The 25,340-nt window shown below is 44.6% G+C and carries 32 protein-coding genes; 22 read left to right on the top strand and 10 right to left on the bottom strand.

Going from position 1 to position 25,340, the window contains the following annotated elements; genetic code table 11:
- Positions 1-16 precede the first annotated feature (16 nt).
- A complete protein-coding gene (gene glnA, locus MWM02_RS12570) occupies positions 17-1,351 on the top strand; it encodes a type I glutamate--ammonia ligase (RefSeq protein ID WP_064550917.1) in 1,335 nt (444 codons plus the stop codon).
- Between the two features lie 54 nt (positions 1,352-1,405).
- Here the strand turns inward: glnA and lexA are convergent, their stop codons facing one another.
- Positions 1,406-2,029 (bottom strand): transcriptional repressor LexA, encoded by a 624-nt coding sequence (gene lexA, locus MWM02_RS12565; RefSeq protein WP_064550916.1) that lies wholly within the window; start codon positions 2,027-2,029, stop codon positions 1,406-1,408.
- 151 nt (positions 2,030-2,180) lie between these two features.
- On the opposite strand from lexA, the gene yneA reads away from it, so the two are divergent.
- The 8 genes from yneA (at position 2,181) to MWM02_RS12525 (ending at position 10,266) form a co-directional block, all read left to right on the top strand.
- The gene (yneA, locus tag MWM02_RS12560) at positions 2,181-2,486 is read left to right on the top strand and encodes a cell division suppressor protein YneA (protein ID WP_064550915.1); all 306 of its coding nucleotides are present in this window, start codon (positions 2,181-2,183) and stop codon (positions 2,484-2,486) included.
- A 20-nt stretch (positions 2,487-2,506) separates the two neighbouring features.
- Positions 2,507-3,148: a YneB family resolvase-like protein gene (locus MWM02_RS12555; RefSeq protein ID WP_064550914.1), complete on the top strand. Its 642-nt coding sequence runs from the start codon at positions 2,507-2,509 to the stop codon at positions 3,146-3,148.
- Positions 3,149-3,343: 195 nt separating this feature from the next.
- Positions 3,344-3,574 (top strand): DUF896 domain-containing protein, encoded by a 231-nt coding sequence (locus MWM02_RS12550; protein WP_064550913.1) that lies wholly within the window; start codon positions 3,344-3,346, stop codon positions 3,572-3,574.
- Between the two features lie 146 nt (positions 3,575-3,720).
- Positions 3,721-5,727 (top strand): transketolase, encoded by a 2,007-nt coding sequence (gene tkt / locus MWM02_RS12545; RefSeq protein ID WP_064550912.1) that lies wholly within the window; start codon positions 3,721-3,723, stop codon positions 5,725-5,727.
- A gap of 152 nt (positions 5,728-5,879) precedes the next feature.
- Positions 5,880-6,317 carry a sporulation inhibitor of replication protein SirA gene (sirA, locus tag MWM02_RS12540; protein ID WP_064550911.1) on the top strand — a complete coding sequence of 146 codons (438 nt, stop codon included), beginning with the start codon at positions 5,880-5,882 and terminating at the stop codon, positions 6,315-6,317.
- Between the two features lie 87 nt (positions 6,318-6,404).
- A complete protein-coding gene (locus MWM02_RS12535; protein WP_003251505.1) occupies positions 6,405-6,617 on the top strand; it encodes a YneF family protein in 213 nt (70 codons plus the stop codon).
- Positions 6,618-6,733: 116 nt separating this feature from the next.
- Positions 6,734-8,488 carry an ABC transporter transmembrane domain-containing protein gene (locus tag MWM02_RS12530; protein ID WP_244402158.1) on the top strand — a complete coding sequence of 585 codons (1,755 nt, stop codon included), beginning with the start codon at positions 6,734-6,736 and terminating at the stop codon, positions 8,486-8,488.
- Positions 8,485-10,266, top strand: a complete 1,782-nt coding sequence (locus MWM02_RS12525) for an ABC transporter ATP-binding protein (RefSeq protein ID WP_064550909.1) — start codon at positions 8,485-8,487, stop codon at positions 10,264-10,266. Before MWM02_RS12530 ends, MWM02_RS12525 begins: the two co-directional genes overlap by 4 nt.
- A gap of 21 nt (positions 10,267-10,287) precedes the next feature.
- On the opposite strand, the gene MWM02_RS12520 is transcribed toward MWM02_RS12525, so the two are convergent.
- Positions 10,288-10,464 carry an aspartyl-phosphate phosphatase Spo0E family protein gene (locus MWM02_RS12520; protein WP_081260226.1) on the bottom strand — a complete coding sequence of 59 codons (177 nt, stop codon included), beginning with the start codon at positions 10,462-10,464 and terminating at the stop codon, positions 10,288-10,290.
- Positions 10,465-10,867: 403 nt separating this feature from the next.
- On the opposite strand from MWM02_RS12520, the gene MWM02_RS12515 reads away from it, so the two are divergent.
- The 3 genes from MWM02_RS12515 (at position 10,868) to MWM02_RS12505 (ending at position 12,527) form a co-directional block, all read left to right on the top strand.
- Positions 10,868-11,575, top strand: coding sequence for a cytochrome c biogenesis CcdA family protein (locus tag MWM02_RS12515; RefSeq protein WP_064550908.1), 708 nt, complete (start codon positions 10,868-10,870; stop codon positions 11,573-11,575).
- Positions 11,576-11,605: 30 nt separating this feature from the next.
- Positions 11,606-11,965: a response regulator gene (locus MWM02_RS12510; protein WP_064550907.1), complete on the top strand. Its 360-nt coding sequence runs from the start codon at positions 11,606-11,608 to the stop codon at positions 11,963-11,965.
- Positions 11,966-12,038: 73 nt separating this feature from the next.
- On the top strand, positions 12,039-12,527 hold the full coding sequence (locus MWM02_RS12505; RefSeq protein ID WP_420038599.1) for a CcdC family protein: 489 nt from the start codon (positions 12,039-12,041) through the stop codon (positions 12,525-12,527).
- 79 nt (positions 12,528-12,606) lie between these two features.
- Here the strand turns inward: MWM02_RS12505 and MWM02_RS12500 are convergent, their stop codons facing one another.
- The gene (locus MWM02_RS12500; protein ID WP_003251492.1) at positions 12,607-13,041 is read right to left on the bottom strand and encodes a DUF2621 domain-containing protein; all 435 of its coding nucleotides are present in this window, start codon (positions 13,039-13,041) and stop codon (positions 12,607-12,609) included.
- A 258-nt stretch (positions 13,042-13,299) separates the two neighbouring features.
- Between MWM02_RS12500 and MWM02_RS12495 the strand changes: the two genes are divergently transcribed.
- Complete coding sequence (locus tag MWM02_RS12495; protein WP_244402157.1) at positions 13,300-13,968, top strand: cell wall hydrolase; 669 nt, start codon at positions 13,300-13,302, stop codon at positions 13,966-13,968.
- A gap of 63 nt (positions 13,969-14,031) precedes the next feature.
- A complete protein-coding gene (locus MWM02_RS12490) occupies positions 14,032-14,217 on the top strand; it encodes a hypothetical protein (RefSeq protein WP_064550904.1) in 186 nt (61 codons plus the stop codon).
- Positions 14,218-14,359: 142 nt separating this feature from the next.
- Here MWM02_RS12490 and MWM02_RS12485 read toward each other — a convergent pair whose 3' ends face one another.
- A complete protein-coding gene (locus MWM02_RS12485) occupies positions 14,360-14,743 on the bottom strand; it encodes an Hsp20/alpha crystallin family protein (protein WP_244402156.1) in 384 nt (127 codons plus the stop codon).
- Between the two features lie 96 nt (positions 14,744-14,839).
- On the bottom strand, positions 14,840-14,986 hold the full coding sequence (locus MWM02_RS12480; RefSeq protein ID WP_064550902.1) for a small acid-soluble spore protein P: 147 nt from the start codon (positions 14,984-14,986) through the stop codon (positions 14,840-14,842).
- 125 nt (positions 14,987-15,111) lie between these two features.
- On the opposite strand from MWM02_RS12480, the gene MWM02_RS12475 reads away from it, so the two are divergent.
- Positions 15,112-15,375 carry a hypothetical protein gene (locus MWM02_RS12475; protein WP_244402155.1) on the top strand — a complete coding sequence of 88 codons (264 nt, stop codon included), beginning with the start codon at positions 15,112-15,114 and terminating at the stop codon, positions 15,373-15,375.
- Positions 15,376-15,430: 55 nt separating this feature from the next.
- Here MWM02_RS12475 and sspO read toward each other — a convergent pair whose 3' ends face one another.
- Positions 15,431-15,580, bottom strand: coding sequence for a small acid-soluble spore protein SspO (gene sspO / locus MWM02_RS12470; RefSeq protein ID WP_017434996.1), 150 nt, complete (start codon positions 15,578-15,580; stop codon positions 15,431-15,433).
- Positions 15,581-15,799: 219 nt separating this feature from the next.
- Between sspO and acnA the strand changes: the two genes are divergently transcribed.
- Complete coding sequence (gene acnA, locus MWM02_RS12465) at positions 15,800-18,520, top strand: aconitate hydratase AcnA (RefSeq protein WP_244402154.1); 2,721 nt, start codon at positions 15,800-15,802, stop codon at positions 18,518-18,520.
- Positions 18,521-18,566: 46 nt separating this feature from the next.
- Here acnA and sspL read toward each other — a convergent pair whose 3' ends face one another.
- Positions 18,567-18,704 carry a small, acid-soluble spore protein L gene (gene sspL / locus MWM02_RS12460; protein WP_064550899.1) on the bottom strand — a complete coding sequence of 46 codons (138 nt, stop codon included), beginning with the start codon at positions 18,702-18,704 and terminating at the stop codon, positions 18,567-18,569.
- Positions 18,705-18,795: 91 nt separating this feature from the next.
- On the bottom strand, positions 18,796-19,725 hold the full coding sequence (locus tag MWM02_RS12455) for a DMT family transporter (RefSeq protein ID WP_244402153.1): 930 nt from the start codon (positions 19,723-19,725) through the stop codon (positions 18,796-18,798).
- A gap of 343 nt (positions 19,726-20,068) precedes the next feature.
- Here MWM02_RS12455 and MWM02_RS12450 point away from each other — a divergent pair, with 343 nt between their 5' ends.
- Both MWM02_RS12450 and MWM02_RS12445 read left to right on the top strand, forming a co-directional pair.
- Entirely contained in the window at positions 20,069-20,734 is a 666-nt protein-coding gene (locus MWM02_RS12450; RefSeq protein ID WP_244402152.1) for a ribonuclease H family protein, read from the top strand.
- A gap of 7 nt (positions 20,735-20,741) precedes the next feature.
- Entirely contained in the window at positions 20,742-20,960 is a 219-nt protein-coding gene (locus MWM02_RS12445; RefSeq protein ID WP_064550896.1) for a zinc-finger domain-containing protein, read from the top strand.
- Between the two features lie 54 nt (positions 20,961-21,014).
- On the opposite strand, the gene MWM02_RS12440 is transcribed toward MWM02_RS12445, so the two are convergent.
- Positions 21,015-21,275: a DUF2564 family protein gene (locus MWM02_RS12440; protein ID WP_064550895.1), complete on the bottom strand. Its 261-nt coding sequence runs from the start codon at positions 21,273-21,275 to the stop codon at positions 21,015-21,017.
- A 130-nt stretch (positions 21,276-21,405) separates the two neighbouring features.
- Complete coding sequence (cspD, locus tag MWM02_RS12435; RefSeq protein ID WP_003251474.1) at positions 21,406-21,606, bottom strand: cold-shock protein CspD; 201 nt, start codon at positions 21,604-21,606, stop codon at positions 21,406-21,408.
- A 312-nt stretch (positions 21,607-21,918) separates the two neighbouring features.
- Here cspD and MWM02_RS12430 point away from each other — a divergent pair, with 312 nt between their 5' ends.
- From MWM02_RS12430 to glpK, 4 genes are all read left to right on the top strand, one after another.
- The gene (locus MWM02_RS12430; RefSeq protein WP_064550894.1) at positions 21,919-22,170 is read left to right on the top strand and encodes a hypothetical protein; all 252 of its coding nucleotides are present in this window, start codon (positions 21,919-21,921) and stop codon (positions 22,168-22,170) included.
- Between the two features lie 194 nt (positions 22,171-22,364).
- Positions 22,365-22,763 (top strand): sporulation protein, encoded by a 399-nt coding sequence (locus MWM02_RS12425; RefSeq protein WP_064550893.1) that lies wholly within the window; start codon positions 22,365-22,367, stop codon positions 22,761-22,763.
- 220 nt (positions 22,764-22,983) lie between these two features.
- Positions 22,984-23,811, top strand: a complete 828-nt coding sequence (locus MWM02_RS12420) for an MIP/aquaporin family protein (RefSeq protein WP_064550892.1) — start codon at positions 22,984-22,986, stop codon at positions 23,809-23,811.
- An 18-nt stretch (positions 23,812-23,829) separates the two neighbouring features.
- The gene (glpK, locus tag MWM02_RS12415; RefSeq protein WP_244402151.1) at positions 23,830-25,320 is read left to right on the top strand and encodes a glycerol kinase GlpK; all 1,491 of its coding nucleotides are present in this window, start codon (positions 23,830-23,832) and stop codon (positions 25,318-25,320) included.
- The last annotated feature ends 20 nt before the right edge of the window (positions 25,321-25,340 follow it).

Raw genomic sequence — 25,340 nt, 5'->3', positions numbered from 1 at the left:
GGGGAGGAGTTAATAAATGGCAAAGTACACGAGAGAAGACATTATGCGCATCGTCAAGGAAGAAAACGTCAAGTATATCCGTCTGCAATTTACTGATATTCTTGGCACCATTAAAAACGTGGAAATCCCAATCAGCCAGCTGGAAAAAGCGTTAAACAACAAAATTATGTTTGACGGTTCGTCGATTGAAGGATTTGTCCGTATTGAAGAGTCGGACATGTACTTATATCCTGACTTAGATACGTTCGTTATTTTCCCATGGACGGCGGAAAAAGGAAAAGTAGCGCGCTTTATTTGCGACATTTATAATGCTGATGGCACTCCGTTTGAAGGATGCCCTCGCTATAACTTGAAGCGGATGCTAAAAGAGATGGAAGCGCTCGGATTTACCGCTTTCAATCTAGGCGCGGAACCGGAATTCTTCCTGTTTAAACTCGATGAAAATGGGCGCCCTACTCTTGAATTAAACGACCAAGGCGGTTATTTTGACTTGGCGCCTACTGATTTAGGAGAAAACTGCCGCCGCGATATCGTGCTTGAACTTGAGGAAATGGGATTTGAAATTGAAGCTTCGCACCATGAAGTAGCGCCTGGCCAGCACGAAATCGACTTTAAATACGCGGATGCGGTCAAAGCGTGCGACGACATTCAAACGTTTAAGCTTGTTGTCAAAACGATCGCGCGCAAACATGGCCTTCACGCAACATTTATGCCAAAACCGCTCTTTGGCATTAATGGGTCTGGCATGCACTGTAACTTATCATTATTCAGAAATAATGAAAACGCGTTTTTCGATCCGAACGCCGACTTGCAATTAAGCGACACGGCGCGCCAATTCATCGCCGGTGTGCTGAAACATGCGCCGAACTTTACGGCAGTGACAAACCCAACGGTGAACTCATACAAACGTCTTGTGCCTGGCTATGAAGCGCCATGCTATGTTGCATGGTCTGCTCGCAATCGCAGCCCGCTGATCCGTATCCCGGCTTCACGCGGAATGAGCACGCGCATTGAAGTGCGCAGCGTCGATCCATCGGCGAATCCGTATTTGGCAATGGCGGTATTGCTAGCAGCTGGACTAGACGGCATTAAAAACAAATTAACTCCTCCGGCTCCGGTGGATCGCAATATTTATGTGATGACAAAAGAAGAACGATTGGAAGAAGGAATCGTAGACTTACCAGCGACGTTGGCAGAAGCGCTCGAAAACTTGAAATCGGACGAGGTCATCGTTCAAGCGCTCGGAAAGCACTTGTTCGAACACTTTGTTGAAGCGAAAGAAATCGAATGGGATATGTTCCGAACAGCCGTTCATCAATGGGAGCGCGACCAATATATGGAACTCTATTAAAAGGCAAAAGGCTATCTCGTTTTATGCGAGATAGCCTTTATTGTTTGCTAATGTTTAATGAATGACGCGGTAGACGCCGATGACTTTGCCGAGAATCGTACAATCGCGGACGATAATCGGCTCTAAATTAGAATTTTCCGGCTGTAGGCGAATATGATCTTTCTCTTTAAAAAACCGCTTTACCGTTGCTTCGTTTTCTTCCGTCATCGCGACAACGATGTCTCCATTATCGGCGGATTGCTGTTGTCGCACAATTACGTAGTCCCCGTCTAAGATCCCCGCTTCGATCATGCTGTCCCCCATCACTTCCAGCATAAAAACATGGTCTTCCGATGAAACGAGCCGTTTTGGTAGCGGGAAATAGTCTTCAATGTTTTCGACGGCCGTGATCGGTTGGCCAGCTGTTACTTTGCCAATGATCGGCACTGAAATGACGTCGTTTGTGTCGTTTCGCACTGAGAAATCAGCGTCCAATATTTCAATGGCGCGCGGTTTTGTCGGATCGCGGCGGATATATCCTTTGCTTTCAAGCCGTGCTAAGTGCCCGTGTACGGTGGAGCTGGAGGCGAGCCCGACCGCCTCGCCGATCTCGCGGACAGAAGGAGGGTAGCCTTTTGTTTTTACCTCTTTTTTAATAAAATCCAAAATTTGCTGTTGCCGCTTTGATAATTTCGTCATCCTATACACCTCTTACCACATCATTTGCCTACATTATAGCATGCGGAATTTGAAAAAACAAACATAAGTTCGAAAATTATATTGACACAAACAAATGTTCCTCATTATAATGTGGGTAAACCGAACAAACATTCTTAAGGGGTGGGGCGATATGAAACGTATGTTTGCACATTACATGATTTTTTCAGCGCTTTTGTTTATGGTGATTGGGGCGTTTTTATACGCGAACAAGCCGATTGAAAAAGATAAATATATGGAAATTACGGTTGCGTCGGGAGATACGCTTTGGAAGCTGGCAAAGGAATATGAAGAACAACATCAACTTTCGACAACGGAATTTATCGAGTGGGTCGTCGATGTCAATCATTTGCCGAGCCAGCAAATTGTCGCCGGTGAAAAAATTGTCATTCCTGTGCTAAAATCAAAGGGAGATGAATCGTTAGTCGTCAGCAAATAAAATCGTGGGGATGATATTGCGTGAAAGCAGTTATTTATTGTCGTGTCAGCACAGATAAAGAAGAACAGGAAACATCGCTGGAACGCCAGCGGGAGGAACTGGAACGTCTTGCTGAACAGCATGGCTTTGAGGTGACCAAAGTCATTATGGAACAGGCCAGCGGCTACGAAGTAGACAGAGACGGCGTGTTTGATCTGCTTTCCACATTAAAAGAGCAGCAAATTGATGCGCTTCTCGTTCAAGATGAAACAAGATTAGGGCGCGGGCACGCAAGAATTGCGCTTCTTCACTGCATTCAAAAAGAAGGTGTGAAAATATATACGATCACCCATAACGGTGAAATGCAGCTATCGGAAGCGGATTCGATGGTACTAAACATTCTTAGCATTGTCGAGGAATATCAGCGGAAAATACATAATTTAAAAATCAAGCGTGGAATGCAGCGGGCGATTGAACAAGGATACCGCCCTGAACGAAATTTAAAGCACGTTGGGAGAAACGCGGGCAGAGAGAAAATGGATCTTCCCGTTGAAGAAATCGTTCGCCTGCGCCACAACGGTTTAACGTTTGCAGAAATCGCCGCGACATTGCGCGGATTTGGCTACGACGTTTCGAAAGCAACCGTTCACCGCCGCTACCGGGAATATATAGATTCCAATTAAGGACGTGCTATTTTCTTTGCTTTATTCTATGCGAAGGGGTGCCGGGCAAATCCATTATCCGCAACGTGTTCTTTGTTTCCCGCATTTCGTGGGTGCATGTTTTAACGCAAATGTGCGGAAAGCAAGATAGTTGCGCTTTCCGTTGATGTTGTATAAGATGGGAGAGTAGCAATACAGTGATAAGGTGGAGGAACTATGTTATCCAAACAAAAAATGGCGCGAATTAACGAGCTGGCCAAAAAGGCCAAATCATCTGGTTTAACGAAGGAGGAAACGCTTGAGCAACAGCAGCTTCGCCGCGAGTATATTCAAGCGTTTCGCGAAGCGATGGTCGATATGTTGCATTCGGTCACCGTCATTGATCCAAACGGCAACGACGTGACGCCACAAAAATTGAAAGAAAGCAGAAAACGGCGCCTGCATTAATAATATGCGAGAAAGAAAGCATTTTAAAATAGAAATGCTTTCTTTTTTATTATTTTTGATCAAGAATTTGATCAAGAATATTGTACATCTTCTTTTATTTTCTATATGATAGAATTGACACTATGTTGATGAAAGGATGAAAAGATATGGCGCATACGATCGAAGAACTAGCGATTACGACGATTCGGACATTGTCGATTGATGCCATCGAGAAAGCAAAATCCGGTCATCCGGGAATGCCGATGGGAGCGGCGCCGATGGCGTATACCCTTTGGACGAAATTTATGAATCACAACCCAAGCAATCCGAAATGGTTTAACCGCGACCGCTTCGTGCTATCGGCGGGACATGGATCGATGTTGTTATACAGCTTGCTCCATCTAAGCGGTTACGACGTTTCCATCGAAGATATTAAACAATTTCGTCAATGGGGCAGCAAAACGCCGGGGCATCCGGAGTACGGTCATACACCGGGGGTAGAAGCAACGACTGGTCCGCTCGGCCAAGGTATTGCGATGGCTGTTGGAATGGCAATGGCAGAGCGCCATTTAGCAGCTACATATAATAGAGAAAATTTTGACATTGTCAATCACTACACATATGCGATTTGCGGCGATGGCGATTTAATGGAAGGAGTCGCTTCTGAAGCGGCATCGCTAGCTGGGCATTTAAAGCTCGGCCGCCTTATCGTTCTTTATGACTCGAACGATATTTCGCTTGATGGAGAATTAAATCTTTCCTTCTCAGAAAGCGTTGAACAACGTTTTAAAGCATACGGCTGGCAATATTTGCGCGTCGAAGACGGGAATAATGTTGAGGAAATCGCCAAAGCGATTGAGGAAGCGAAAGCGGACGCGACCCGCCCGACGCTGATTGAAGTGAAAACGACCATTGGCTATGGTTCACCAAATAAAGCGGGAACGTCTAACGTGCACGGCGCTCCGCTTGGATCAGAAGAAGCAAAACTGACGAAAGAAGCGTATAAATGGACGTTTGAAGAAGATTTTTACGTTCCGCAAGAAGTATACGATCATTTCCGTCAAGTCGTAAAAGAAGCGGGCGAGAAAAAAGAAGCGGAATGGAATGAGCTGTTTGCTCAATACGAAAAAGCGTATCCGGATTTGGCGAAACAATTGAAATTGGCAATGAACGGCGAGCTTCCAGAAGGATGGGAAAAAACGCTTCCGGTATATGAAGAAGGAAAAAGCTTGGCGACGCGCGCATCTTCTGGCGAAGTGCTAAACGCGATCGCTAAAGCCGTTCCGCAGTTCATTGGCGGCTCAGCTGACCTTGCAAGTTCCAATAAAACATTAATCAAAGGCGCCGGAAACTTTTTGCCAGAAAGCTATGAAGGGCGCAACATTTGGTTTGGCGTACGTGAATTCGCGATGGGCGCGGCGCTGAACGGAATGGCGCTGCACGGCGGTTTAAAAGTGTTCGGCGGCACGTTCTTTGTATTCTCCGATTATTTGCGCCCTGCCATTCGCCTCGCCGCATTAATGGGTTTACCAGTGACGTATGTTCTTACACATGACAGCATCGCCGTTGGAGAAGACGGTCCAACGCATGAGCCAATCGAGCAATTACCGTCGCTGCGCGCAATGCCGAATTTATCGGTCATTCGCCCGGCTGATGCGAATGAAACCGCGGCGGCATGGCGTTTAGCCGTAGAATCGACCAATCAACCTACTGCCTTAGTATTAACGCGGCAAAATGTCCCAACATTGCCGAATACGGCAGAACGGGCATACGAAGGTGTGAAAAAAGGAGCTTACGTCCTATCTGAAGCAAAAAATGGCGATCCAGAAGCATTATTGCTTGCCTCCGGATCTGAGGTAAGCCTTGCGGTGAAAGCGCAGCAAGCGTTAGCGGAAGAAGGAATTCACGTTTCCGTCATCAGCATGCCGTCATGGGATCGTTTTGAAAAACAACCGGATGAGTATAAGCAGCAAGTGCTTCCAAATACCGTCAAAAAACGTTTAGCGATTGAAATGGCAGCTTCGCTAGGCTGGGAGCGTTATGTCGGCGATGAGGGCGACATTTTGGCAATCGACCGCTTCGGCGCTTCCGCACCAGGGGAAAAAATTATAGAAGAGTACGGCTTTACAGTAGAAAACGTAGTAAAACGAGTAAAAGCATTGCTGAAAAAATAGTGATGAAAAAGCTGTCTCCATATGAAAAGGAGACAGCTTTTTATATTGGCAAATCGACAAAGTTAGTGAAAAAATTTTTCCGTTAATTGACATATTTTTTTCTCTCTTTTTTCTATAATAAAAAATAACAAGGTGGAAACGGGGGATGGAAAATGGTACGGTATTGGATTTATTTGTTAAACGAAGAAGTGGCAGGCCATTATCGCGATCGAACAGAAAAGATTGTCGAATTATTGCGGGAGCACCAATGCGCCAAAGCGCCGTTTAAGAGCATTTATCGAAAACAAGTGGAGTTTATTACGGAACGCCTCTCTTTTTCAAGATTAGAATTGGGGCTTAAAGAACATTTTTCAGGAAACGTCGGGAAAAATTTAGAGCGCAACATGTTTGTACTGCAAAACGAGGTCGGAGATGAAGCGCTATTAATTGTGCAAAAACGCCGCCTTCTTCTCGTTGCCGACAGTCCGTTGGTCACCAATGACATTTGCCAAGCGCTCGCGCTCATTTCTCCTTCCTTTCTGGCGGTAGATGCCCATTTTGGCGACTATGGATGGCTTACTGTTTCTCCTGATGGAAGAAAATTTGCGTAAATAAAAGATTTTTGCAAGGAAATATTGTATAATACCACATTGTTTAGTACACTGTTAAATAGACAACACGAAGGAGGAAATAGTAGTATGGGGACAACGATTCTCGTTGGCATTCTAGCGCTTATTGCGGGAACGGCGCTAGGATTTTTCATTGCTCGCAAGACGATGATGAACTATTTAAAGAAAAACCCGCCTATTAATGAGCAAATGATTCGGATGATGATGATGCAAATGGGGATGACGCCATCCCAGAAAAAAATTAACCAAATGATGAAAATGATGAACAATCATCTAAAATAAACATCGGACAGGCACTCGAACGGAGTGTCTTTTTATTTAAAAAAATAATATTTCAAAATTTTTTTGTTTTTGTTACAATAGTATAACGCATTTTCCGTTATGATGGGAGAGGTTCGATGACAGTATTTCGCGACTTATTTTGGTTTTTCCGTCAAGAGAAAAAAGCGTATATCGCAGGAATTATCGCGCTTGTGATCGTTGCATTTCTCGAGACGATTCCGCCGAAAGTAATCGGAATGGTGATTGACCATATAAAAGAAGGAACGATAACAAAAACCATCCTTATGCGCTGGATGGCCGTTTTGCTCGTCGTTGCCGTCGTCTCATACGTGTTGCGCTATTGGTGGCGCATTTTAATTTTTGGTTCGGCCGTGAAACTATCGCGGCAGCTTCGCAATGAGCTGTACACCCATTTTACGAAAATGTCACCATCTTTTTACCACAGAAAGCGCATTGGCGATTTGATGGCGCATGCGACAAACGACTTGCAAGCGATTCAGCAAACAGCCGGAAGCGGGATATTGACGCTTGTCGATTCATTGACGCTAGGCGGCTTCGTGCTGGCGACGATGGCGTTTACGATAAGCTGGAAATTGACGGTCATTAGTTTATTGCCGATGCCGGTGATGGCGATTGCGACAAGCCGCTATGGCACGCTTTTGCATCAGCGGTTTTTAAAGGCGCAAGAAGCATTTTCTTCCTTAAACGGCAAAGTGCAAGAAAGCATTAGCGGAATTCGCGTGATTAAAGCATTTGGCTATGAACGGGACGACATTGAATCTTTTCGCGCGCAATCGGAAGATGTCGTCGCGAAAAATATGGCAGTTGCGAGAATTGACGCTCTGTTTGACCCGACGATTTCTTTGCTCGTTGGCATTTCGTTTTTTTTAGCTGTTACGTTCGGTGCGAAAATGGTGTTGGCCGGCGAATTAACGATCGGCGAGCTCGTATCGTTTACCACCTATCTCGGCTTGTTAATTTGGCCAATGTTGGCATTCGGCTGGCTGTTTAACATCGTCGAACGCGGGCGGGCATCGTATGACCATGTTCGCCAGCTGCTTGCCGAAAAAGAAGAAATTCCAGAAGCAGAAAACGCAATCGCCACTCCTCCAACTGGAGATATTGTTTATGACATTCAACAGTTTACGTATCCAAACGAAACGGCCGCTGTGTTGCGGAATATTCGCTTTCGCTTGCGAAAAGGCGAGACGCTCGGCATCGTCGGAAAAACAGGAGCGGGAAAGACGACGTTGCTGAAGCTGTTGCTTCGTGAGTTCGACCAATACGAAGGAGAAATTCGTTTTGGCGGTCGTGAGATTAGCGAATACACATTACATGCGCTTCGCTCGTCGATCGGCTATGTTCCGCAAGACCATTTCTTGTTTTCGGCGACAGTGAAAGAAAATATTGCGTTTGCTTGCCCGGAGGCGGATGAAGAAGAAGTGAGAAAAGCAGCGAAATTGGCAAATGTTCATGAGGACATCGAACAGTTTCCCGACGGTTATGAGACGATCGTTGGAGAAAGAGGTGTTTCGCTTTCCGGCGGGCAAAAGCAGCGCATTTCGATCGCCCGCGCTTTGCTGTTAAATCCGGAAGTGCTTATTTTGGATGATTCGTTGTCAGCGGTGGATGCCAAAACGGAAGAGCGGATTTTGACAGCTTTAAAAGAAAATCGTGCTGGAAAAACGACGATTGTTACTACACATCGGCTCAGCGCGGTTCAGCATGCGGATTTAATTCTTGTATTGGAAGAAGGGCGCATTGCGCAAATGGGAACACATGAAGAACTCATGAGAGAAGGCGGCTGGTACCGCGATATGTATGAACGGCAACGGCTTGAGTCACTGGTCGAACGGGGAGGAAAAGCATGAACAATAAATCGTTAACGCCAAAAGAACAATGGCAAGTGTTATGGAGATTGCTATCGTACATGAAATGGTACAAACAAGAAACGATGATCGCTTTTGTCTTGCTGGTGTTGGCGACGGCGGGAGAGCTTTTCGGGCCGTATTTAGTAAAAATATTTATTGACGATTATTTAACGCCGCGGCGCCTTGATTTTGCGCCTTTGTTTTGGCTCGCTCTGGCATATATCGTTGTTTTGCTCCTCAAAACGTTCATTTCTTATTTTCAGCTCGTTCAATTTCAAGAATTGGCGCTGAAAGTTATTCAGGAATTGCGGATGGACGTGTTTACGAAAGTGCACCAGCTCGGGATGCGCTATTTTGATCAGACGCCGGGCGGCAGTATCGTATCGCGCGTGACGAACGATACGGAAGCAATCAAAGATATGTTTGTTAGCGTACTCGCCGCGTTTGTGCAAAACGGCGTATTTGCGATTGGCGTCTTTGTCGCGATGTTTTCGTTAAACGCACGGCTCGCCGCATATTGTTTATTTATTTTGCCGGTGATGATTTGGATAATGAAATTGTATCGCCATTACAGTTCGATTTTTTATAAAGACATGCGTGAACGCCTTAGCGAATTAAACTCGAAACTAAATGAATCGCTGCAAGGAATGGCGATTATTCAAGCGTTTCGCCAGCAAAAACGGCTTCGCGAAGAATTTGCGCAAATTAACGACAAACATTACGCTGCAGGAGTGAAAAACATTAAAATCGATGGTTTGTTATTGCGTCCTGCGGTCGATTTCGTTCACATCGTCTCGATTATCGTCATTCTGAGCTTTTTTGGAATTTCCGCGATGGAAAATCGGGTCGAAATCGGGGTGCTGTATGCGTTTATCAACTATTTGGCCCGTTTTTTCGAACCAGTGACGCAAATGATGACGCGCCTTTCCCTATATCAGCAGGCCATCGTTTCCGCCTCTCGTGTTTTTGCGCTTCTTGATCACAAGGAGCTGGCGCCGAAGAATGCAAAAACGCCGAAAGCATTGATTACGGAAGGCAGAATCGAGTTTCGCGACGTTAGTTTTTCGTATGACGGGAAACGCGATGTTCTCAAGCATATTTCGTTTGTCGCCAAACCGGGGGAGACAGTCGCACTTGTTGGGCATACCGGCAGCGGAAAAAGTTCGGTGATTAATTTGTTGATGCGATTTTACGAATTTGACCGCGGCGATATTCTCATTGACGGTGTATCGATCCGCGATTACACGAAAGAGGAGCTCTGTAAAAACATCGGCCTTGTGCTGCAAGATCCGTTTTTGTTTTATGGCACCATTAGCGACAATATTCGCATGTACAATCAATCGTTAACGGATGAGCAAGTGAAAAGTGCCGCTCGTTTTGTGCAAGCGGATTCGTTTATTGAAAAACTCCCTAGTAAATACGAACACCAAGTGGTAGAAAGAGGTTCTACTTTTTCGAGCGGGCAGCGGCAGTTAATTTCGTTTGCTCGAACCATTGCGGCAAACCCAAAGATACTTGTGCTGGATGAAGCGACTGCCAACATCGATACGGAAACAGAAGAAGCGATTCAAGAGGCGTTGGCGAAGATGCGGAAAGGGCGAACGACGATTGCGATTGCCCATCGGCTTTCCACGATTCAAGATGCTGACCAAATCCTTGTTCTTCATCGCGGGGAAATTGTCGAGAGGGGAACGCATCAGGAGTTGCTGGCGCAAAAAGGATTATATTATAAAATGTATTTATTGCAAAACGGGCTAATGAATGAAGAATATGTGTAAAGAGAAAGAGCGCCTCTCGTGTTACGGGCGAGGAGCGCTTTTTTGCTTATCGTTTTGTTTGTTATACATGTTTAAAAGCGAATCGAGCTCTCGACTCACTTGGATTGCAACAGTCGAATTCAACCCATTTTTTGTGACTACTTCAATCAATTCCATGCGCTTTTTTTCAATTAAAGTTAAAATTTCGCAGTTTGACACAGAGGACAAGTCCTTTCTTTCAAAATTGATAGAGGTGTACTTTATACTATTTTACCAATAAATTCAAAAAAAGAAAAATAGGTAAGCTTAAGCTTGAACATTTTGCTTCTTATGCACAATAATAAATATGTGATCCCTTTTCGTTGATGAAGCCTGAAAATTGTGTAAAAAGCGATGTTATTTTCCAGTGATCAAAATTCACTGAACGGAAAATGGATTTTATATTTTGCAGTGACGTAATGAGCAGTAAAGGCAATTCGCTATTTGCCGCCGACGGTCGAAAATTTTGATAGAAAATGGAAAATAATTAAGTTGCGCTTTGCGAAGAAAGCGTGTTGTTCGTAGATTACTAATAGTTGTATTTTTGCTACAATAAAATAAAAATACATAGGGGTTGGATTCAATGACTGATGTCAATCTATTTTTGGCTTTTGGTGCCGGCTTTTTATCGTTTATTTCTCCGTGTTGCCTGCCTCTATACCCGGCATTTTTGTCATATATTACCGGCGTATCGGTTAGTGACCTTAAGACGGAGAACGCGATGATGCAGCGGCGGAGTTTATTGCATACACTATTTTTCCTGCTCGGTTTCTCTCTTATATTCATTTCCATTGGTTTTGGAACATCGCTTGTCGGCAGATGGTTTAGCGAATACCAAGATTTTATTCGGCAAATTGGCGCGATTCTTATTGTTATTTTTGGCCTTGTGATTGTCGGAATATGGAAGCCGGCTTTTTTAATGAAAGACCGCCGTCTTTCGTTTCAAGAGCGGCCTTCTGGCTACTTCGGCTCGATCATTATCGGCATGGCTTTTGCGGCTGGTTGGACGCCGTGTATGGGTCCGATTTTAGTGTCAGTCATTGCGCTGGCGGCGACAAACCCAAGCTCGGGAATGTTGTATATGCTTGCCTATTCGCTAGGATTTGCTGTTCCGTTTTTTATCCTTTCGTTTTTTATCGGAAAATTGCAATGGATTCGTCGCCATAGCGAAAAAATGGTAAAAATCGGTGGATATGTGATGATTGCGATGGGAGTCGTTCTGTTTTTTGATTGGATGACAAAAATCACTGCGTACACGACGAGAATTTTTGGAGGATTTACTGGTTTTTAAATTAGTTTTATTAAGGGGAGTTAAGGGGTTATGGCGAAAATTCTTATTGTTGATGATGCGAAATTTATGAGAATGACATTATCCAATATTTTAAAAAAAGCGAACCACGAAATTGTTGGAGAAGCAGAAAATGGGAAAGAGGCAGTGGAGTTATATCGGTCGCTAAAACCGGATATCGTCATCATGGACATTACGATGCCCGTGATGAATGGGCTCGAAGCGCTGCGCGCGATTAAGCGAGAAGATGCGAATGCGAAAATCGTCATATGTTCAGCAATGGGACAGCAGCGCATGGTGGTGGAAGCGATCGAAGCGGGAGCGGCTGATTTTATCGTGAAGCCGTTTGAAGAAAACCGTGTGATGGAAGCGGTGGTTCGTTTATTATCATAAACAATAATTGGTATGCAACCATTGCTGCTTTTTGTTATAATACAATTATCATAAAACTTGAATGAAGAGGATGATGCGTTTGGCAATCGCAAGTTCGATCATCGCAGTATTCATGGCATTGCTCATTTTGTTTGTGAGAATGAAAGCATCGAAAAAACCGACAAACGCCAAAAAAATTATTTTACCGCCGATATTTATGAGCACCGGGGCTTTGATGTTCATCGACCCAGTATTTCGCGTGACAAAAGGAGAGCTTATCGAGGCGGTTGTATTAGGCTTGTTTTTTTCCATTTTTCTCATTAAAACGTCGAAATTTGAGATAAAAAACGGCGCTATTTATTTAAAACGTTCGAAAGCGTTTATCTTCATTTTGGTCGGTTTGCTTGCCATCCGAATTGGCTTAAAATCGTACTTAGGAAGAACGATTGACTATCGCCAATTAAGCGGAATGTTTTATTTGCTTGCATTTTCGATGATTGTGCCATGGCGCATTGCGATGTATGTGATGTATAAAAAATTGGAACGGCGCTTAAAATACCAATCGCCCATTTTGACAACGTAATGGAAAAAGCGGGAATGCGTTTCCCGCTTTTTTTCTTTGCCCTTGAGCTTATATGGACGAGAAGATGAGGTTATCTAACTTATTTGTTCTGCAGCAAATGTTCATAAGGAGTAATATTAATTTGTTTTTCCTTCAATGTCTTGATTAAAAATTTATGGTCGCGTTTTGGCGTTGCCATAATGTAGCCGCGAATAATTAAATCTCTTGTAATTCGCGAAGCGTTTTCTTGAAGCGCGAGTTCCCCGATTTTTCCAGCGATTTTTTGGCGGGCGACGTCGCGAAACAATTCCGGAACCGGCTTTACTAATTCTTCTAAAAGCGCTTTTTCTTCCTCGCCCCATAAATGCCGCGTCTGCTCAATGTAATATTCTTGCCAGTCTAATTCCGATTTCCCGTCTTCTTTTGGCAGCCGTTTTAAAAATTTGCGGAACATAAAAAAACCGCCGATCGACATAATGACAAGCAAAAACACAGTCCAAAACAATATAAACCAAAGAAACCAACCTGTCAGCATCATTCCCACCTCAACGAATTACAATCTATCAATCATTATTGCGAAAAAAGCGGTTTTTGGCAAGATAAGCGTATTTTTATCGCGTTGTTACGAAAATGTAAAGTAAATGTAAAGAAGCGTTGCAATCCCTGGTACACCAATGGTTCAACAGCAGTCGCCACAATAAAATGGAAATGGTGACCAGTGATATCTATCTATAAACATGCTACTCTATTAAAGGCAAACGACAAACGAAAAAGCAACGTTGAGGTGGTTGCGATGATTAGAAAAACGTTTGCGACACTTGCAGTAGTCTGCTGTATGGTTGGCGGATTTTCCTCCTATTCGACAAATGCCGCAACAACGTATACATACTATAAGGTGAAGAAAGGCGATACGCTTTACAAACTTGCTAAAACATATAAAACAACCATTTCTGCGCTAAAATCATTAAATCGTCGAAAAAGTGATGTTCTTGTTGCTGGTGAAACCATTAAAGTGCCGCTACTTGCCGCAGCTTCCAGCGCAAAACCGAAAGCAAGCTCTTCTTCCCAAAAACGGACGATTTCGATTAGCGCTGAAGAACGAAAATTAATGGCGCAGCTTGTCCATGCGGAAACCGGCTTCAGCGAGCCGTTTGCCGGAAAAGTGGAAGTGGCGCTCGTTATTTTAAATCGCGTGAAACATCCCGCTTTTCCAAAAACGATTAAAGGCGTCATTTATCAAAAAACAAGATCAGGCTATGCATTTGTTCCTGTAAAAACGGGAAAACTAACGCGCATTCAGCCGACGAAACAAGATTATGCTGCGGTAGATAAAGCACTATCGCTATTCCCGAACGACCGCCGCGGTTCGCTCTACTTTTATAATCCAAAAATCACAAAAGATAAATGGATGCTATCAAGACCGGTAACGATTCGGATTGGGAATCATGTATTTGCGAAATAAACGAGAATCTCCACAACCGTGGAGATTCTCGTTTTTTGTATAGGATAGTAGGGGATGTGAGAAATGAAGAGAGTAGCAAAACATGAAAAGTCTAATGGAGGGAAAAGAGAAAAATGGATAAGTGCCCAACAACTAGCGGATGGATGCATTGCAACTGACGCAAAATCGATTCCGCTGAATATTGATTTGCCTCCGTTACATGAACGAACTGTGGAGAAACGGCAATACCTTATTTCCGTTTTTTCATGAAAAGGCGGTTCGGCTTGGGAATCGGGATAAAATTTGTCAATGCAAACAATTATGGTACAAAGTCAACAGCAAGAGCTTGTCCATCGATGTTTAGCAAAAAACGAGTGCCTGTATGAATGAAAAATCTGTTCATTTCCAGTTATTAGTTTCTCTCGTTTATCATGATCGCGTACCGGTTTGTATCGTTTGCACTTTCGTCTTTACTTATATGGATTTCTAGAGTTGGAGCGGAAAAATAGGCGCAAATTTGTTTATGTTGAAGCGGAAACGGCAGAGGAATAGTTCGCTGTTTACAAAGTGCTTTTTCTTTATGAATTTGGATTATGATCGCGTTTGTTTCACACATAACGGTTAGTTGTTCTTTTAGACAGCTAGGAAGTTCCGCTTCTATAATGTAATGAGCGTCCGTTTCAAAAACGTCAATGCGAAATGTCTTCTCATCTAATTCGCATGTAAACGATTCGCCGCATAACAAATCAAGCCATTTATGCAACTCATTTTGCTCAGTTTTTTTCCCGTTTTCCAAGAAAATGCTCCCCCGCATTTCGAAATAATCTTGCCGTTGTTTATTGTATGAATGAACACGGAAAAGGTTCGCGGCGGGAGCGGAAAATCATCTTTATTACATATCGTGGCTGGAATGATGTTTTTGCCGCGTGTGATTGCGGTTTTTTACTTTTTTGGACCCGCTTAGCGGTTCCGGCTGTCCCGGGTTGTCGCCTTTTGCCGCGTTTTTGCGCATGTCTGTACTTGTGTTTTTATTGGCCATGCCCCTTCCCTCCTTTTGTTATTAGCATGCCGGCATCTTCCTTAATTATTCGCGGTATAATTCAGACCATGTTTGAAACGATAAGTAATGAATAACTGCCATTGACGAAGGAGGAAGGCAATCATATGGCTTATCATAAAACGAAACAAGAAGCGTTTCAAGCGGCGCAAAAGGCAACGATGGAAGCAAAAGAATGGCACGATCATTTGGTGCGCGACCAAGCCGATTACGGACATCAATTAAGCCATTTAAAGCAAGAGGTGAACGAAGCGTTTGCACAAATTAGCAACGCGATGGAAGTCGCCTCGGAAAAACAACGGATGCAGCTCGAGAAGTTTCGCAACGACTTGCAAGCGATTGTCGATGAAGTGAATGAAATACAATCATAAAGGGAATGTCATCATCCGGCATTCCCTTTTGCTTGCGATGAAAAAAAATGCAAGGCTATTGGTTCTTTTTTCTTTTTTTATTGTTTTGGCGCTGTGCTTCTGTCAATGGCTCGTTGGAAAATTCTTCGTTGTAGCCGGCTCCCATTCCTTGTGCGCTCGCCGCGTTCATGCCGGGAATGACGTGATTGGCTTTTCGTTTGCCCATTATTTTCACCTCCGGTACTAGTTTGCGGCTGAAAGATGACTTTATGCTCCTTTAGAAAAAGGGATAATATGACGAAACCTTCGAAATTCTATTTACAACTTATCTTCCTTATAATAAGATAAAAACGTACCAAATTTTACGGGTGTTGGGAGAATTCGTGCTATTTTTTCGACTTTGTTGCGAAAAAATAGTATAGTATGTAATGAGGGGGTAATACATATGGCAAAACAAGACGTTTTCAACGCCCGCTCTTCATTTGAAGTAAACGGTAAAAAATACAACTATTACCGTTTGCAAGCGCTTGAAGAAGCAGGGATCGGCAACATCTCCCGTTTACCGTACTCGATTAAAATATTGCTAGAATCGGTACTTCGGCAAGTAGACGGGCGCGTCATCACAAAAGAGCATGTCGAAAACCTTGCCAAATGGGGAACGCCGGAGATAAAAGACATCGATGTTCCGTTTAAGCCGTCGCGTGTTATTTTACAAGACTTCACTGGCGTACCAGCTGTCGTTGACTTGGCATCGATGCGCAAAGCGATGGCGGACATGGGTGGAGATCCATATGAAATCAATCCAGAAATTCCGGTTGATCTTGTTATCGACCACTCTGTACAAGTCGATAGAGCCGGAACAGACGATGCGCTAGAATACAACATGAATTTAGAGTTTCAGCGCAACGCGGAGCGCTACAAATTTTTAAAATGGGCGCAGAAAGCGTTTAACAATTATCGCGCTGTTCCGCCGGCAACCGGAATTGTTCACCAGGTAAACTTAGAATATTTGGCGAATGTCGTTCATACGGTCGAAGGGGAAAACGGCGAATACGAAGCGTTTCCAGACACTTTAGTTGGCACGGACTCCCATACGACAATGATTAACGGCCTTGGTGTTCTCGGCTGGGGAGTCGGCGGAATTGAAGCAGAAGCTGGCATGCTTGGACAACCTTCCTACTTCCCAGTGCCGGAAGTGATCGGTGTTCGTTTAACCGGAAAACTGCCAAATGGTACAACGGCGACGGACCTTGCTTTAAAAGTAACGCAAGTGCTTCGTAAAAAAGGAGTTATCGGTAAATTCGTCGAGTTCTTCGGGCCGGGCGTAGCGACATTGCCGCTTGCGGACCGCGCAACGATTGCGAACATGGCGCCGGAATACGGTGCGACATGCGGCTTCTTCCCGGTGGATGCGGAAGCGCTTGACTATTTGCGCTTAACCGGCCGCGATGAACATCATGTTCAAGTGGTAGAAGCCTACTGCAAAGCAAACGGCTTATTCTACACTCCGGATGCGCCAGAGCCAGTGTTTACGGATGTAGTCGAAATTAACTTATCCGAAATTGAAACTAACCTGTCCGGACCAAAACGCCCGCAAGACTTAATTCCGCTTTCGAAAATGAAACAATCGTTCCGTGAAGCGGTAAAAGCACCGCAAGGAAACCAAGGCTTCGGCTTAACGGAAGCGGATCTTAATAAAGAAATTACCGTAACGTTAAACGGCGAAGAAGTCAAAATGAAAACAGGCGCCGTTGTCATCGCCGCGATTACAAGCTGTACGAACACTTCGAACCCGTATGTATTGATCGCAGCTGGCTTATTGGCGAAAAAAGCGATAGAAAAAGGATTGCAAGTTCCGAAATATGTAAAAACATCGCTCGCGCCGGGTTCGAAAGTCGTAACTGGTTATTTGCGGGATTCCGGATTGCTTCCATATCTTGAAAAACTCGGCTTTAACATCGTCGGCTACGGTTGTACGACATGTATCGGTAACTCTGGGCCACTTGCACCAGAGCTGGAAAAAGCGATTGCAGAAAACGACTTGCTTGTGACAAGCGTGCTTTCCGGAAACCGTAACTTTGAAGGTCGGATCCATCCGTTAGTAAAAGGCAACTACTTGGCGTCGCCTCCGCTTGTCGTCGCTTATGCGCTTGCAGGTACGGTTGACATTGACTTGTTAAACGATCCGATCGGCAAGGATAAAGACGGCAATGATGTATACTTCAGCGATATTTGGCCGTCGATGGAAGAGGTCAAAGAAGTCGTTAAACAAGCGGTTGACCCAGAATTGTTCCGCAAAGAATATGAGCGCGTGTTCGACGGAAATCCGCGCTGGAATGCAATTGAAACGACGGATGAACCGCTTTATCAATGGGATGAAAACTCGACATACATCCAAAATCCGCCGTTCTTTGAAGGATTGTCGCCAGACGTGCGCAAAGTCGAGCCGCTTAAAGGTTTGCGCGTCATTGGCAAATTCGGCGATTCTGTCACAACTGACCATATTTCGCCAGCCGGAGCGATCGGCAAAAACACGCCAGCCGGTCAATATCTCATCTCGAAAGGCGTCGAGCCGAAAGATTTCAACTCTTACGGGTCTCGCCGTGGCAACCATGAAGTGATGATGCGCGGCACGTTTGCGAACATTCGCATTCGCAATCAAATCGCCCCTGGCACAGAAGGCGGCTATACGACTTACTGGCCGACAGGAGAAGTCACGACAATCTACGATGCGTGCATGAAATACAAACAAGACGGCACGGGGCTTGTTGTTATTGCCGGCAAAGATTACGGAATGGGCAGCTCCCGCGACTGGGCGGCAAAAGGAACGTTCTTGCTTGGTATTAAGACGGTTATCGCGGAAAGCTTTGAGCGCATTCACCGTTCAAACCTTGTGCTAATGGGCGTATTGCCGCTGCAATTTAAAGAAGGGGAAAACGCAGAAACGCTTGGTTTAACCGGCAAGGAAGTGTTTGAAGTGCATATTGACGAGAACGTCAAACCGCGCGACCTTGTCAAAGTGACAGCGACAAATCCAGATACGGGCGAGAAAAAAGAATTTGAAGTCATCGTCCGCTTCGACAGCGAAGTTGAAATCGACTACTATCGCCATGGCGGAATTTTGCCAATGGTGTTGCGCGAAAAGCTCGCAAAAGCGAAAAAATAATCGGAACATAACGAAGCAGGCTCTTGGGAAGCAAGAGCCTGCTTTATTATTTTGTATTCGCTTTTTTTGCCGCATTTTCTAGTTTGCTTTTCGGATCCGGGGTGAATGACGCATCTTGACCGAATCCTTGTGGATTGACGCCAGGGGCTTTTGTCCCGCGATTTTTGCCGCCATCCTTCGCCATCGCGCTCTCACCTCCGAATATAGTGTTTCCGTTATCGCGCAAAATATAAAAAGACACCAAAAAGCGTCCCTAATTCAAATATTGCAAAAATTTAGTGCATTACACGCCGTTTCGCGCGCCACCATTTTTTGAATATGAACGCAGCGGGAAGTTCCGCGAAAATCATTCCGAACAAAATGCCGATGCAGCCGATGAGCGCAGAAGCCGTTAGCCGTTCTCCCGCCCATATGTACGCGGTAATCGCCGCAAATACCGGTTCCATCGCAAAAATAAGGGCGACACGAGTGGCCGTCGTATATTTTTGAAAGTTTGTTTGAATGAAAAACGCCGCCGTTGTCGCAAGCAATGACGTAATGAGAAGCGCCGTCCATACTTCTCGCTTTTGCAAAATTGCCGCATTCCATATTTGTGTTTCGTCTTCAAAAAGAAACGCGAAAATCGTACACATCGCCGCCACGGTGAAAATTTGCGTCATTGTCAATAACACGGACGAATAGTGTGCCGAATATTTTCCCGTCACAATAATGTGCATCGCAAACGAAATCGCGCAAAAAAAGACAAGTACATCTCCACGGTTGAATGTCCACTTGCTGTCGCCAATCGTTAAAAAATAGAGGCCGGCTGCTGCCGTCACCGCACCAATGATGGCATTGACCGATGGCTTTTGTTTAAGAAAAAGAAAAGAAAATAACGGCACGAGTACGACGCTGAGCCCAGTGATAAATCCTGCTTTTGACGAGGTCGTATACAGCAAGCCGATCGTTTGCAACGCATAGCCGCTAAATAACCAAAGCCCCATCCATATACCGGCGCGGATAAGCGGCAATGTATAATGGCGAAAAAGAGAGCGGTGGAAAATAACCAGCCATGCAAGTAAAAACAATCCTGCTAGACTAAAACGAACCGCATTAAAAGAAAGCGGCTCAAGAAAAGCGAGCGCGTTTTGCACAACAACGAATGTTGTTCCCCAGACGAACGTGACGGCAAGAAGGCTGGCGTCAGCTACCAATCTTTTTTTCAAGCCAATCCCCCCGTTTGCTTCACTATTCTTTATTTTCCATGCAATCGAACGGTAGTGTACCATAATTTGCCGAAAAAGGACATACTTTTTTACAAAAATGGGCGGTGGAAGACACGTACAAAAAACATTGATACAGCAGGAAAATCTGCATAATAATAAAGAAAAAAGATCGCTGCCCAGTACTTCTTGGATCATCGAAAAACGAATTGATTTTTGTGGTTTTTACATAACTTTCAAAAATTAATCAAAAATCGTTGCTTCACATGTTTTTTTCACTATATTGTATAATAAAAATGAAAGTATAGATTGTACACGGAATTGATTACGGAAGGGTGACGATGGCTTGGACGTCATGATCGAGTGGACGTATATTACGCCGAAAAAAGGCGAGGTAGTGCTTACCTCCGATTTTTTACCTGCTGATGAAGCTCTCCGATTAGCAGAAGATTTTGAAAAAACGGGCCGCGTCAAAAAACTGTGTTTTATTGACGTCAATAATGTTGCATGGTCGAAAAAAGAATTAAACAAGCTACTAAAAGAAATAGAAACAGAACCGCATGATGTCATTGCTTATTTTGATGGCGGTTTTGACAACGACACGTCGCAGGCCGGAGTCGGAGTGGTGATTTACTATAAACAAAACAACGAACAATATCGATTTCGCGCCAACCGCCAGCTTGATGCGCTAAAGTCGAATAACGAAGCGGAATACGCCGCGTTCTGGTTTTTAATGCAAACGCTTGAGGAACTCGGCGTCCATCATTTGCCTGTTATTTTCCGCGGCGATTCGCACGTTGTGCTGAAGCAGCTAGCCGGTGATTGGCCATGTTTGGAAGATGACTATAACGCATGGTTGGACCGCATTGAAGAAAAAATCAACGAACTGGGAATTCAGCCAATTTATGAGCCGATTTCACGCAAACAAAATAAAGAGGCTGACCAGCTCGCTCGTCAAGCGCTGGAAGGCCAAACGATTACCAGCATGATGGAACTTACGGAGGAAGGGTAGGCATGAAATGAGAGAGAAAAAGGCAAACAAACGAAAGGAAATATTAGACAAACTGAACGAGTTGCATCAAACGTATTGCGAAGGATGCTTTTTAAAGAGCACGTTTCGAAAAGAATACGGCAAAACGTACGCGCAATCTTTCTGTATTAACCAATGCACGGTTGGAGAGAAAATGCGGCAGTACGGAGCTATGTTGCTGGCGACGACTTCCCGCTCGACAAAATAGCTGAAAAGGGGACTTCGCAAAGAAGAAAGGAAGCCCCTTTTTTTAACGCGTTGTTCAGCGCAACGCCTCGTTTAATTGGTGTTCGGCATTGGCAAGCTTCTGCTCATAATGCGATAAAAATTCTTCATCGACGCCGGTTGCTTGCCGGCGGGCGCGGGAAAGCTGGGCATGCGCGTTGGCGACCGCTTGTTTGGCGCCTTCAAGCATGTCTTTGTCCAAGCCCATCGTCGCCTGACCTACCATTTTTTCTGCTGTTTTGACAAACATTTCTACTTGTTTTAAATCGTTATAACCGGAATGAATACCGTGTTCCATTCAGAAAACACCTCCTAGCGAATAGTGTCTGTCGAGTATCAGGAAATATGCATATAAAAAGCAAAAAGACCGGCGCATTGCCGGTCTTTTTGTTCCGCTTACGTTCTTTTCGTTTATATCAACGAACGCTTTATAGTTTTACAACGTTAGCAGCTTGTGGTCCGCGGTTTCCTTGCACGATTTCGAAAGAAACTTCTTGACCCTCTTCTAAAGTTTTGAACCCTTCACCTTGGATCGCTGTGAAGTGAACGAATACGTCAGAACCGCCTTCCACTTCGATAAAACCATAACCTTTCTCATTGTTAAACCATTTTACTTTACCGCGTTGCATAATACTGAATTCCTCCTAATACCTTTAGCCTTTAGGCTAACTTAAAGATTTTTATCAAATAACGGAATATACTTCACAGCAATCTAAGGTGGACGAACACGCTGAATGCCTGAAATATATTCTGTTATATGATGACTTTACTATACACTAATGTAAGGGCATCGTCAAGAAAAAGACGATGAAATTCAGAAAAAAATTACAAAATGTTGCAGAAAAACTGTCAATGGTTTACATAGAAAGCAAAAAAGTAAGAATGTGTGGAAGAAATTTGCCATACATTGAATAGTAGGGACGCAAAGGGGGATGGGTGTGATGTACCGCGGAAAAATCGCGGGTAAAGAAGTGATCGTTCGTTTAGGAAATAGGGTTAGCCGGCGGTATTTTTCTGATAACAAAATTTACAACATGGTTCTTTCCTACGGTGAAACGGCGTTTAAAAAAGGGCAAGAAACGTTTTGCATTTATAATGACCGCGTTGGTTTGATTGTGGCAGAAGTCGAAAATCGCGATATTCCAATCATTCGCATTGATTACATTATTGAAAATGAAAACGTGTATGAATAATAGTTGACAAATGTGCAGGAATGCTATATAAACTTACTGTGTAAGTAGCATTGACGCATAATATAGTGAAAACAGACTTTTGCCGAAAATAAGGCACAAGTCTGTTTATTTTTATGGACAATAATGAAACAAACTTTCTTTTCGCATCGTACTATATGATGGCGGAATAAATATAAAAATAAGAGGTGTATCGTATGTTGTTGCGCAAAATGATGTCAAGACTCGGAGTCGGATCGGCGTATGTCGATTTGATTTTAAATAAAACTGCATTTCAACCGGGAGAATGCATCGAAGGGATTCTTCATATTTGCGGTGGCACAGTGGAACAAAAAATTGAAAAACTGGATGTGGAATTTGTCCAAAAAACGTTGCGCGATCGGAAAGAAGTCGATACAGTCATCGCGACGATTCCGATTGCGGGAACATTTTTGATCGAGGCAGGGCAAAGAAAAGAAATACCGTTTACGTACCGAATACCAGATTCACTTCCGCCTTCGCAGCCCGGCGTTTCGTACCGGTTTATTACCCGCTTGGATATTGAAGATGCGGTCGATACGCTAGACTTTGACTATATTCAAATTTTGCCGAAATAAAAACGGCGAAAAATCTATTGACAACGCTTACATTTTTGTTTATCCTATAATCAAGTTAATAATTGTGGCGGAGATGTCGGAGACCCACACATTATTCCCTAGTGCGATGAGGGAAGATGTGTGGGTTTTTGTCTTTTCTGGCACGACACAAAGGACGCCGTTTCCCTTCGAAGGGGCAAAACCAAGCGATTACAAAAGCGAATGACAAGGGGGACAAAGGATGACGTCGTTTGCGGCTGAAGTTGTCGGCACCGCATTACTTATTATTTTAGGTGGCGGGGTTTGCGCAGGTGTCAACTTAAAAAAATCATTTGCACAAAACTCCGGCTGGATCGTGATTGCAATGGGATGGGGGCTGGCCGTAGCGGTGGCGGTATACGCGGTCGGTCCATTTAGCGGAGCCCATTTGAATCCAGCGTTGACGCTCGCTTTAGCGTTTAACGGTGATTTTCCATGGGGGGATGTGCCAAAATACATTGTTGCGCAAATGCTTGGCGCAATGATCGGCGCAGTCGTCGTGTATCTTCATTATTTGCCGCACTGGAAAGAAACAGATGACCCTAGCGTAAAGCTTGGCGTATTTGCGACAAGTCCGGCTGTTCCAAACTATTTTGCGAACTTAATAAGTGAAATGATCGGCACATTTGTATTAGTGCTCGGTGTTTTAGCAATCGGCGCCAATAAATTTGCCGACGGGTTAAATCCGTTCATCGTCGGGTTTCTTATTGTTGCCATTGGCCTTTCCCTCGGCGGAACGACAGGGTATGCCATCAACCCTGCGCGCGATTTAGGACCGCGTATCGCTCATTTTCTGCTCCCGATACCGGGAAAAGGACCGTCTAATTGGTCTTACGCATGGGTTCCGATTGTCGGGCCGATTCTTGGCGGTTCGTTTGGCGGCTTGTTTTATAAAGCTGTTTTTCTCGGAAAAATGACATCTGCTTTTTGGTATGTGCTTATTGCAATTGCGGCGGTGCTCACGCTTGCGTTTATTTGGCAAGGAAAAACATCGAATAGCTATCACAAACCGAAAAATGTTTTTATGTAATTAGGGGGAGGAATTGTGGTGGAACGGTACATTTTATCGCTTGACCAAGGAACGACAAGTTCGCGCGCGATTTTGTTCAATCAAAAAGGAGAAATCGTTCATATTTCGCAGCGGGAGTTTACGCAATATTTTCCAAAGCCGGGCTGGGTTGAACACAATGCGAATGAAATTTGGGGATCGATTTTGGCGGTCATTGCCACCGTTTTATCAGAGACATCGATCAAGCCAGAACAAGTAGCGGCAATCGGCATTACGAACCAGCGGGAAACAACGGTCGTATGGGACAAACGTACGGGGCTGCCGATTTATAACGCAATCGTTTGGCAATCGCGGCAAACGGCCGATATTTGCGAACAGTTGAAACAACAAGGATATGATGACTTGTTCCGCGAGAAGACCGGTTTATTAATTGATCCTTATTTTTCCGGAACAAAAGTAAAATGGATTTTGGACAACGTGGAAGGAGCGCGCGAAAAAGCGGAAAAAGGGGATTTATTGTTCGGCACGGTCGACACATGGCTGATTTGGAAGCTTTCTGGCGGACGCGCGCATGTGACAGATTATTCCAACGCTTCGCGGACGCTTTTGTTTAATATTCATACATTGCAGTGGGATGAAGAAATTTTAACGATTTTAGGCATTCCGAAGTCGATGCTTCCAGAAGTGCGCCCGTCTTCGGAAGTGTACGCCAAAACGATACCGCATCATTTTTTTGGCGTCGAAGTGCCAATCGCCGGAGCGGCCGGCGACCAGCAAGCGGCGCTGTTTGGGCAAGCGTGCTTTGAGGAAGGAATGGCGAAAAACACATACGGAACTGGCTGCTTTATGCTGATGAACACAGGCGGAAAAGCGGTGCAGTCGAAACACGGGCTGTTGACGACGATCGCATGGGGGATCGATGGGAAAGTCGAATACGCGTTAGAAGGAAGCATTTTTGTCGCTGGATCGGCGATTCAATGGCTTCGCGACGGGCTGCGCATGATTAAGCAGGCGTCAGATAGTGAAACGTACGCGGAAAAAGTCGATTCCACCGATGGCGTTTATGTCGTGCCGGCGTTTGTCGGTCTCGGAACCCCGTATTGGGACAGCGATGTGCGCGGCGCCGTATTTGGCTTGACGCGTGGGACGACAAAAGAACATTTCATCCGTGCAACATTAGAATCGCTTGCATACCAAACAAAAGACGTATTAACAGCGATGGAAGCCGATTCTGGCATCGCGTTAAAAACGTTGCGCGTTGACGGCGGGGCGGTGAAAAACAATTTTTTAATGCAATTCCAAAGCGATATGCTCGGCGTTCCGGTAGAGCGTCCGGTCATCAACGAAACGACGGCGCTTGGCGCAGCATATTTAGCAGGCCTTGCTGTCGGCTATTGGAAAGACCGGAAAGAAATCGCCACGCAATGGCAATTGGAACGCCAATTCGAACCGAAAATGGCAAAAGAGAAACAGGAAAAGCTATATGACGGTTGGAAAAAAGCCGTAAAAGCCGCCATAGCGTTTAAGTAAATGCGAAAAAGGGGCTCTTC

This window comes from Parageobacillus sp. KH3-4 (assembly GCF_022846435.1).
In the GTDB taxonomy this organism is placed as follows: Bacteria; Bacillota; Bacilli; order Bacillales; family Anoxybacillaceae; genus Parageobacillus; species Parageobacillus thermoglucosidasius_A.
This window is presented reverse-complemented; position numbering and strand designations above follow the sequence as displayed.